Genomic DNA, 9,356 nt, shown 5'->3' with positions numbered 1-9,356 from the left:
GGAAATGCGCCGCTCATACCTCGATTACGCAATGAGCGTTATCGTGGGGCGCGCGCTGCCCGATGTCCGGGACGGCCTGAAACCGGTACACCGGCGCGTGCTCTATGCGATGCATGAGCTCAACAACGACTGGAACCGGGCCTATAAGAAGTCCGCCCGTATCGTCGGCGATGTGATTGGTAAGTATCACCCGCACGGGGATACTGCTGTCTACGACACGATCGTCCGCATGGCGCAGAATTTCTCGCTGCGTTACATGCTGGTGGACGGCCAGGGTAACTTCGGTTCGGTGGACGGAGATAACGCCGCGGCGATGCGTTATACCGAAATCCGCCTTTCCAAGATTGCCCACGAAATGCTCCACGATATCGACAAGGAAACTGTCGATTTCGATCCGAACTATGACGGTTCGGAGAAAGAGCCGGGCATTTTGCCGGCCCGTATTCCTAATCTGCTGATCAATGGTTCGTCGGGTATTGCGGTGGGTATGGCCACCAATATCCCGCCGCATAACCTTAATGAAGTCGTCGATGCCTGCCTGCATCTGCTCCGTAATCCCGATGCGACGATCGACGAGCTGATTGAACTGGTGCCGGCACCCGATTTTCCGACGGCCGGCATTATCTATGGCATTCAGGGCGTACGCGAAGGCTACCGCACCGGCCGCGGCCGGGTGGTCATGCGTGCGCGCACTCACTTCGAGGATATCGACCGTGGCCAGCGCCAGGCGATCATCGTCGACGAACTGCCGTACCAGGTGAACAAGCGGACGCTTCTTGAGCGTATTGCCGAGCTGGTTACCGAGAAGAAGGTCGAGGGCATCTCGGACATCCGTGACGAATCCGACAAGTCGGGCATGCGCGTGGTGGTCGAACTCAAGCGCAACGAGGTGCCGGAAGTCGTCCTGAACAACCTGTACAAGAACACGCAGCTGCAGGATACGTTCGGCATGAACATGGTGGCGCTGGTCGACGGCCAGCCGCGCCTGCTGAACCTGAAGCAGATGCTCGTGGCGTTCCTGTCGCATCGCCGCGAGATCGTGACCCGCCGTACGGTCTTCGAACTGCGCAAGGCGCGCGAGCGTGGCCACGTGCTGGAAGGCCTGGCTGTGGCGCTGGCGAACATCGACGAGTTCATCGCGATCATCAAGGCCGCGCCGACGCCTCCGCTGGCTAAAGCAGAGCTGATGGCCAAGCCCTGGGATTCGGGCCTGGTCCGCGAAATGCTGGCCCGTGCCGAAAGCGACACTTCGGGTGGCCGCGCCTCGTATCGTCCGGATGGTTTGCCTGCCGTGTTCGGCATGCAGCCGGATGGCCTGTACAAGCTGTCCGATGGTCAGGCGCAGGAAATTCTGCAGATGCGTCTGCAGCGCCTGACCGGCCTGGAGCAGGACAAGATCGTCCAGGAGTACCGCGAGGTCATGGGCGTGATCGCTGACCTGCTCGACATCCTGGCGCGTCCGGAACGTATCACCACGATCATCACCGACGAACTGGGCGCCATTCGTGCCGAGTTCGGTGACGAGCGCCGTTCGCAGATCGAGATGAACGCGACCGAGCTCGACACCGAGGACCTGATCACGCCGCAGGACATGGTCGTGACGCTGTCCCACTCGGGCTATATGAAGAGCCAGCCGATCTCCGAATACCGGGCGCAAAAGCGCGGCGGGCGCGGCAAGCTGGCCACGGCGACCAAGGAAGACGACTGGATCGATACGCTGTTCGTGGCCAACACGCACGACTACATCCTGTGCTTCTCGAACCGTGGCCGCCTCTACTGGCTCAAGGTCTACGAGGTGCCGCAAGGTTCGCGAAACTCGCGTGGTCGTCCGATCGTGAACATGTTCCCGCTGGCTGACGGCGAGAAGATCAACGTGATCCTGCCGGTGCGCCAGTTCGATGCGGAGCACTTCATCTTCATGGCCACCGCGCGTGGCACGGTGAAGAAGACCGTACTGACGGATTTCTCGAACCCGCGCAAGGCTGGCATCATCGCCGTCGATCTTGACGAGGGTGACTTCCTGATTGGCGCGGCCGTGACCGACGGCAAGCACGATGTGATGCTGTTCTCGGACGCCGGCAAGGCCGTGCGCTTCGACGAGAACGACGTCCGTCCGATGGGCCGTCAGGCCCGTGGCGTGCGCGGCATGAACTTGGACGAAAGCCAGTCGGTGATCGCCATGCTCGTGGCGCCGGCAGAAACTGATGCCGCCGAGACTCCCGAAGCCAGCATCACCGCCCCGGTGGGCAGCGTGCTGACGGCCACCGAGAACGGCTATGGCAAGCGTACGCCTATCAGTGAATACACTCGACACGGGCGCGGCACCAAGGGCATGATTGCGATCCAGACGAGCGAGCGCAATGGCCGTGTGGTGGCTGCTGCGCTGGTTTCGCCTGAAGACGAGATCATGCTGATCACGACGGGCGGTGTGCTGATTCGCACCCGTGTCGCGGAAATCCGCGAGATGGGCCGCGCCACGCAGGGTGTCACCCTGATCAACGTGGATGAGGGCACGCGGCTGTCGGGGCTGCAGCGCATCGTCGAGACCGACGCCGACACCAATGGCGCGGATGACGACGAGGCGGCGGACGACACCACGGGCGCCAGCGACGCAGGCGCCACTGACGCAGACGCGAATTCGTAATTTGTTGCAACAATGGGACGGCGGCCGGAACTCGCCAGACGGCCGACCGGACTAATCCGGACGTATTTTCCAGGGAGTCATAATGCTCAAAACCTATCGACGTATCGCTGTTCTGGCTGCTTTCGCTCCGCTCATGATGCTGGCGCAAGGTGCGCACGCTCAGGAAGACAAGGACAAGACAGCGGCCATCAAGGAACTGCTTTCCGTCATGCAGGCCGACCAGGCAGTGAAGGGTCAGGCCGATAACTGGCAACAGGGTGCGAAGCAGGAAGCCCCGCTGGTGCTGGAGCAGGTGCTGGTCGAGAACAAGACGCTGAACGACAAGCAGAAGCAGGCCGCTGTCGAGAAGCTCAAGAAGAACGGCGCAGTGCAGCGCATGGTGGATGGCGCGGGCACCGCGTTCAACACCGATGGTTTCCGCAAGGACGCCATCCAGGCGCACTACGACGCGTTCGGCAAGTACTACACGACGCAGGAACTGAAGGACCTGACCACGTTCCTGAAGTCGCCGACGGGCCAGAAGTTCATGCAGAACCAGGGCAAGGCCACCCAGGAAATCTGGGGTTCGATGATGCAGAAGTACGGTCCTCAGGTTGGCAAGTCGATGCGCGACGCCGCCGAGAAGGAAATCACTGCTGCCTCGAAGTAAGCACGCAAGTGATCGACGGTCGGCCTCGTCGGGCCTGATGGTCCGGCGATCCGGCTGTTCCCACCCCGCTCCGGGCGCCTACGGTGTCCAAGGGGCGCGGGTTTTGGGGGATAATGGCTGCCTGGTTCAATCCGGCAGCCATTTTTCTTTTTCCTCCATGAACGATCCCCAGAATCCCGCCCTGACCGGCCTGCAACGTTCGCTGGCCGAGCGCGTCTACAACTTCTCGCCCGGTCCCGCCGCATTGCCGGCCGAGGTCCTGCAGCAGGCCGCGGAAGAAATGCTGTCATGGCGTGGCACCGGGGTGTCGGTGATGGAGATGAGTCACCGCAGCAAGGATTTTGAGAGCATCCATCAGCAGGCGATGGCCGACCTGCGCGAACTGCTGCATATCCCGAAGAATTTCCGCATCCTGTTCATGCAGGGCGGGGCGATTGGCCAGAACGGCATCGTACCGCTGAACCTCGCGGGCCGCGTGCAGGGTGCCAAGCCGAAGACCGATTTCGTGGTCACGGGTACGTGGTCGGTCAAGACCGAGCAGGAAGCGCAGCGCTACAGCGAGGTGAATATCGCCGCGTCGAGCCAGGATCAGAAGTGGCACAAGATTCCCGACGCCAAGTCGTGGAACCTGTCCGACGATGCCGCGTATGTCCACCTGTGCACCAACGAGACCATCGTCGGGGTGGAGTTCCAGGAGATCCCGGACATCGGCCAGACCGGCGTGCACGACAAGGGACGCATTGTCGTGGCCGACGCATCGAGCCATATCCTGTCGCGACCTATCGACTGGTCGCGTGCGCAGGTAGTCTATGGCGGTGCGCAGAAGAACATCGGCCCGGCCGGCGTCACCATCGTCATCGTTCGTGAAGACCTGATCGGCTTCGCACATCCGATGTGCCCGTCGGCGTTCAACTGGCGTCTGGTGGCCGAACATGATTCGATGTACAACACGCCGCCCACCTATGCGATCTACATCGCCGGACTCGTGTTCCAATGGCTCAAGGCCCAGGGCGGCGTGGCCGCAATCGAGCAGCGCAATATCGCCAAGGCGCGTGCGCTGTACGATTACCTGGACCAGAGCGACTTCTACCGTAACGAAATCGATCCCAGCTGCCGCTCGCGCATGAACATACCGTTCCTGCTGCGCGACGAATCGCGCAACGAAGCGTTCCTGACCCAGGCGCGCGCGAATGGCCTGGTACAGCTCAAGGGCCACAAGTCCGTGGGCGGCATGCGCGCCAGCATCTACAACGCAATGCCCCTCGAAGGGGTTGCCGCGCTGGTCGAGTTCATGCGCGAATTCGAGCGCACCGCCGCTTGACGGCGGTGTATCCGACCCCGCTGCCTGTGCGGCGGGCCGTCGTTGCCCCAGACTTTTCCGAGGCCGCCACGACGCGCGGCCCACAGGCCCTGATATGACACAGCAAGACAAGCCGGGCGCAGATGCCGGCGTGCAACGCCCCGACGCCCACGGCTCCAATCCGGGACCGAGTCCGCAGGAACAGGCGCTGTCAGCAGACCTCGCGCCGTTGCGCGACCAGATCGATACCGTTGACCGTGAACTGTTGGCGCTGCTGAACCGCCGTGCGCAACTGGCGCTCGACGTGGGCGAGGTCAAGAAGAAATACGGTGCGCCGGTGTTTCGGCCCGAGCGCGAACTGCAGGTCATCCGCAAGGTGCAGGGTGCCAATCCAGGGCCATTGCTCGGCGAGAGCGTGGCGTCCATCTGGCGTGAGGTGATGTCGGCCTGTCGTGGGCTGGAGAAGCCGCTGGAGATTGCATTCCTTGGCCCGGCCGGCACGTTCTCGGAACAGGCGTTGTACGCGCATTTTGGCCATGAGGTCTCGGGCGTGCCGTGCCCGAGCATCGACGAGGTGTTCCGCGCCGTGGAGGCGGGTACCGTCGAGTATGGCGTGGTGCCGGTGGAAAACTCGACCGAAGGCGCGGTGTCGCGCACGCTCGATCTTTTCCTGCAGACTTCGCTGAAGATCAGCGGCGAGATTGCGCTGAAGGTGCATCACAACCTGATGGCTTCCACGCCTGACATGAAGGGCGTGAAGGTAGTGCGCGCCCACGCGCAGGCGCTGGCGCAGTGTCAGCACTGGCTGACCGCGAACTATCCGCATCTGGAGCGGCAGGCCGTATCGAGCAACGCCGAGGCCGCGCGCATGGCAAGCGAGGATCCTACCGTGGCAGCGATCGCAGGTGAGTCTGCGGCCAACCGCTATCACCTGCACATTGTCCGCACGCATATCCAGGACGATCCGCACAACCGCACGCGCTTTGCCGTGATCGGCCGTTACGAGACGGAGCCGTCGGGCAGTGACCAGACGTCGATGATCCTGTCGGTGCCGAACAAGGCTGGCGCGGTGTATCAGTTGTTGGCGCCGCTGGCCGAGAACGGCGTGTCGATGTGCCGTTTCGAATCGCGTCCGGCACGTAGCGGGGCGTGGGAGTACTACTTCTATGTCGATGTGGAAGGCCATCAACACGATCCGTCCGTAGCGCGCGCGATCGACATGCTGCGCGCCAATGCGGCATATCTGAAAGTGCTGGGCTCTTACCCGTCGAGCAAGTAACCGGAGCAGATCATGGCAGAGCAGGGTAACGCGGCAGACTACTTCGGTCCCACCTACGTCCGGAAGATTTCGCCGTACATCGCAGGAAAGCCGATTTCCGAGGTTGCGCGCGAGTTCGGACTCGATGAGGCGCGCATCGTCAAGCTGGCGTCGAACGAGAATCCGCTCGGCATGCCGGCTTCGGCCAAGGCCGCCGTCGCAGAGGCGGTGGAAGATTTGGGCCGCTATCCCGACAGCAACGGCTTTGCGTTGAAGGCAGCGTTGTCGGAAAAGTATGACGTGCCGGCGGAATGGCTGACGCTGGGCAATGGCAGCAACGATATTCTGGAGCTGGCCGCGCACGCGCTGGTGCGCGCCGGTGAATCGATCGTCTATGCCGAGTATTCGTTCGCGGTCTACGCACTGGCTACGCAGGAAGTGGGTGCGCGGGCCATCGAGGTGAAGTCGCGTCAGTACGGTCATGATCTCGATGCGATGGCTGCCGCCATCACGCCCGACACGAAGCTGGTGTTCGTTGCCAATCCGAACAATCCGACGGGCACGTTCGTGTCCGCAGCCGAGATCGAAGCGTTCCTTGCAAAGGTGCCGTCGCACGTCGTGGTTGTGCTCGACGAGGCGTACAACGAGTATCTCGATCCGGCGCAACAATACGAGTCCGTGGCATGGGTGCGGAAGTATCCCAACCTGATGGTGTCCCGGACGTTCTCGAAGGCGTACGGCCTCGCGGGTTTGCGCGTGGGATACGGCGTAGCGCAGCCCCCGCTGACCGACCTGCTCAATCGTGTGCGCCAGCCGTTCAATGTCAACAGCCTGGCGCAGGCCGCTGCGGTGGCAGCGCTGGGTGATGCAGATTTCCTGCAACGCAGCGCGGCACTGAACCGCGCTGGCAAGGCGCAACTGGTGGCCGCCTTCGAGCGGTTGGGTCTGGAATACGTCCCGTCGTCGGGCAACTTCGTCATGGTCCGCGTGGGGACCGACGATGGCGCTGGCGCGCGCGTGAATCTGGCGATGCTCAAGCAGGGTGTGATCGTGCGGCCCGTGGCGAACTATGGGTTGCCGCAGTGGTTGCGTATCACGATTGGTTTGCCCGACGAGAACGCCGCGTGCATCGCGGCGCTCGAGCAGGCGTTGAAGTGAATCCAGGCAGGTTTGAATCCGTGAACGCTCTGCATTTTTCCCGTGTTGTGATTGTCGGTGTCGGCCTGATCGGCGGATCGCTGGCGCTGTCGCTCAAGCGTGCCGGCGTAGTGGGCACCGTCGTGGGAGTGGGCCGCTCGGCGGCGTCGCTCGACAAGGCCATGAAGCTTGGCGTAATCGACGAGGCCGCGACGTCGCTGGCCGACGCCGCACGTGGCGCCAGCCTGATCGTGCTGTGCGCGCCGGTGGCGCAGAACTTTGCGTTGCTGCATGCGCTGGAGCCGCACCTGGAACCGGGCACGATTGTCACCGATGCGGGCAGTACGAAGTCCGACGTGATCATGGCGGCCAAGACGGCACTCGGTGACAAGGTTGCCCAGTTCGTGCCCGCCCACCCGATCGCCGGGCGAGAGTTGAACGGCGTGGAAGCTGCGCTGAACGATCTGTATCTCGGCAAGAAAGTGGTGCTGTGCCCGCTGCAGGAGAACAGCCGCACCGATGTGGCCGCGGTGCGCGCGATGTGGGAGTCGGCAGGCGCCGATTGCCACGTGATGTCCGCTGTGCAGCATGATGCCGTGTTCGCATCCGTCAGTCATCTGCCCCACGTGTTGGCCTACGCGCTGGTGGCGCAGACCGCCAATGCGGAGGACGCCGCGTTGAAGCTGGATTTCGCAGGTGGCGGCTTCCGGGATTTCACGCGCATCGCGGCCTCGTCGCCGGAGATGTGGCGCGATATCTGTGTCGCGAACAAGGATGCTCTGCTGCGCGAGATCGACACGTACGAAGCAGTGCTCGGCTATCTGAAAAAGCAGATCAAGGCGGGCGATGGTGAGGCGCTGGAGCGCGTATTCAAGCGCGCCAGCGAGACCCGCCTGAAATGGGGCGCCGCGCGTGCGACCGCCCTCCATAACGTAGAACCCTGACGCTGTCGCGCCATTAGCGTGATGGCCATGCTGCCAAGACCATGGAACATCTGACCCTCGGCCCCCTGACCCGTGCATCGGGTACGGTCCGCCTGCCCGGCTCGAAGAGCATTTCCAATCGAGTGCTGCTGCTGGCCGCACTGGCCACCGGCGAAACCCGCGTGCGGGACCTGCTCGATTCCGACGACACGCGTGTCATGCTCGAAGCGCTGAACATGCTGGGCGTGACATGGCGGCGCGATGGCGGCGACTGCATCGTGACGGGCGTGGGTGGGCAGTTTCCGACCAAATCGGCTGACCTGTTCATGGGCAATGCCGGCACCGCCATCCGTCCGCTGACTGCCGCGCTGGCCCTGCAGGGCGGCGCGTACAAGCTGAGCGGGGTGCCGCGCATGCACGAGCGGCCGATCGGCGATCTGGTCGACGGACTGCGGCAGGTGGGGGCTGCTATCGACTATCTGGGTACGCCCGGCTATCCGCCGTTGCAGATCCAGCCTGCCGAAATCCGTATCGACGCGCCGATCCGCGTGCGCGGCGATGTTTCCAGCCAGTTCCTGACTGCGTTGCTGATGACGCTACCGATGGCCAAGTCGGCGTCCGGCAAGATCGAAATCGAAATGGTGGGTGAGCTGATCTCGAAGCCGTACGTCGAGATCACGCTGAACCTGCTGGCCCGCTTCGGCATCGATGTGGAACGCCAGGGCTGGGAGCGGTTCATCCTGCCGGCCGAAGCCCAGTACCAGTCGCCGGGAGAGATCTATGTGGAAGGCGACGCCTCGACGGCTTCGTACTTCCTGGCGGCCGGCGCCATCGGTGGTGGCCCGGTGCGTGTGGAGGGCGTGGGCCTGTCGAGCATCCAGGGGGACGTGCGCTTTGCCGACGCGCTGAACCGCATGGGCGCCAACGTGATGGCAGGCGATAACTGGATCGAAGTGCGCGGTACCGAGCGCGACGATGGCCGGCTGAACGGCATCGAACTCGACTGCAACCATATTCCCGATGCGGCGATGACGCTGGCCGTGGCCGCGCTGTTTGCGGACGGCACCACCACGCTGACCAACATCGCGAGCTGGCGCGTCAAGGAAACGGATCGGATTGCTGCGATGGCAACCGAGCTGCGCAAGCTTGGCGCGGACGTGGAAGAGGGTGCGGATTACCTGAAAGTGACGCCACCGGCATCGCCGTCAACCTGGCAGACTCCGGCGGACGGAATTGACACCTATGATGATCATCGGATGGCCATGTGTTTCTCGTTGGCCGCTTTTGGTCCGTTACCGGTGCGGATCAACGAACCAGGCTGCGTCGCCAAGACGTTCCCGGAATACTTCGCGGTATTTGGCGGCGTGACGCAGTAAGTATGAGGATGGTTGCGCAGCCTTTTGTGGGGGCGGGTAGTAACGCGCCGCCGCGCAACCATGGTCCCC

At 63.0% G+C, this 9,356-nt stretch carries 7 protein-coding genes; all 7 read left to right on the top strand.

Annotated features, from left to right (window positions below; genetic code table 11):
* A partial coding sequence (gene gyrA, locus FFS21_RS19610) for a DNA gyrase subunit A (protein WP_249359503.1) occupies window positions 1-2,644 on the top strand: 2,644 nt, incomplete at its 5' end.
* 82 nt (window positions 2,645-2,726) lie between these two features.
* A complete protein-coding gene (locus tag FFS21_RS19605) occupies window positions 2,727-3,293 on the top strand; it encodes a DUF2059 domain-containing protein (protein ID WP_137926450.1) in 567 nt (188 codons plus the stop codon).
* A 157-nt stretch (window positions 3,294-3,450) separates the two neighbouring features.
* Window positions 3,451-4,614 carry a 3-phosphoserine/phosphohydroxythreonine transaminase gene (gene serC / locus FFS21_RS19600; protein WP_137926449.1) on the top strand — a complete coding sequence of 388 codons (1,164 nt, stop codon included), beginning with the start codon at window positions 3,451-3,453 and terminating at the stop codon, window positions 4,612-4,614.
* Window positions 4,615-4,708: 94 nt separating this feature from the next.
* Window positions 4,709-5,872, top strand: coding sequence for a prephenate dehydratase (gene pheA / locus FFS21_RS19595; protein ID WP_137926448.1), 1,164 nt, complete (start codon window positions 4,709-4,711; stop codon window positions 5,870-5,872).
* Window positions 5,873-5,884: 12 nt separating this feature from the next.
* Entirely contained in the window at window positions 5,885-7,009 is a 1,125-nt protein-coding gene (hisC, locus tag FFS21_RS19590; protein WP_137926447.1) for a histidinol-phosphate transaminase, read from the top strand.
* Window positions 7,010-7,029: 20 nt separating this feature from the next.
* Window positions 7,030-7,932: a prephenate dehydrogenase gene (locus FFS21_RS19585; protein ID WP_137926446.1), complete on the top strand. Its 903-nt coding sequence runs from the start codon at window positions 7,030-7,032 to the stop codon at window positions 7,930-7,932.
* Window positions 7,933-7,973: 41 nt separating this feature from the next.
* A complete protein-coding gene (gene aroA, locus FFS21_RS19580; protein WP_137926445.1) occupies window positions 7,974-9,287 on the top strand; it encodes a 3-phosphoshikimate 1-carboxyvinyltransferase in 1,314 nt (437 codons plus the stop codon).
* Window positions 9,288-9,356 lie beyond the last annotated feature (69 nt).

The sequence above is a fragment of the Cupriavidus sp. 2SB genome (assembly GCF_005503625.1).
Classification (GTDB): Bacteria; Pseudomonadota; Gammaproteobacteria; order Burkholderiales; family Burkholderiaceae; genus Cupriavidus.
The sequence above is the reverse complement of the archived record's forward strand: the minus strand, read 5'-3'. Positions and strand labels throughout refer to the sequence as shown.

Excerpts from the sequence above, each read along its gene's own strand:
- FFS21_RS19605 (WP_137926450.1), top strand. The coding sequence starts at position 2,727 with ATGCTCAAAACCTATCGACGTATCGCTGTTCTGGCTGCTTTCGCTCCG.
- serC (WP_137926449.1), top strand. The coding sequence starts at position 3,451 with ATGAACGATCCCCAGAATCCCGCCCTGACCGGCCTGCAACGTTCGCTG.
- pheA (WP_137926448.1), top strand. The coding sequence starts at position 4,709 with ATGACACAGCAAGACAAGCCGGGCGCAGATGCCGGCGTGCAACGCCCC.
- hisC (WP_137926447.1), top strand. The coding sequence starts at position 5,885 with ATGGCAGAGCAGGGTAACGCGGCAGACTACTTCGGTCCCACCTACGTC.
- aroA (WP_137926445.1), top strand. The coding sequence starts at position 7,974 with ATGGAACATCTGACCCTCGGCCCCCTGACCCGTGCATCGGGTACGGTC.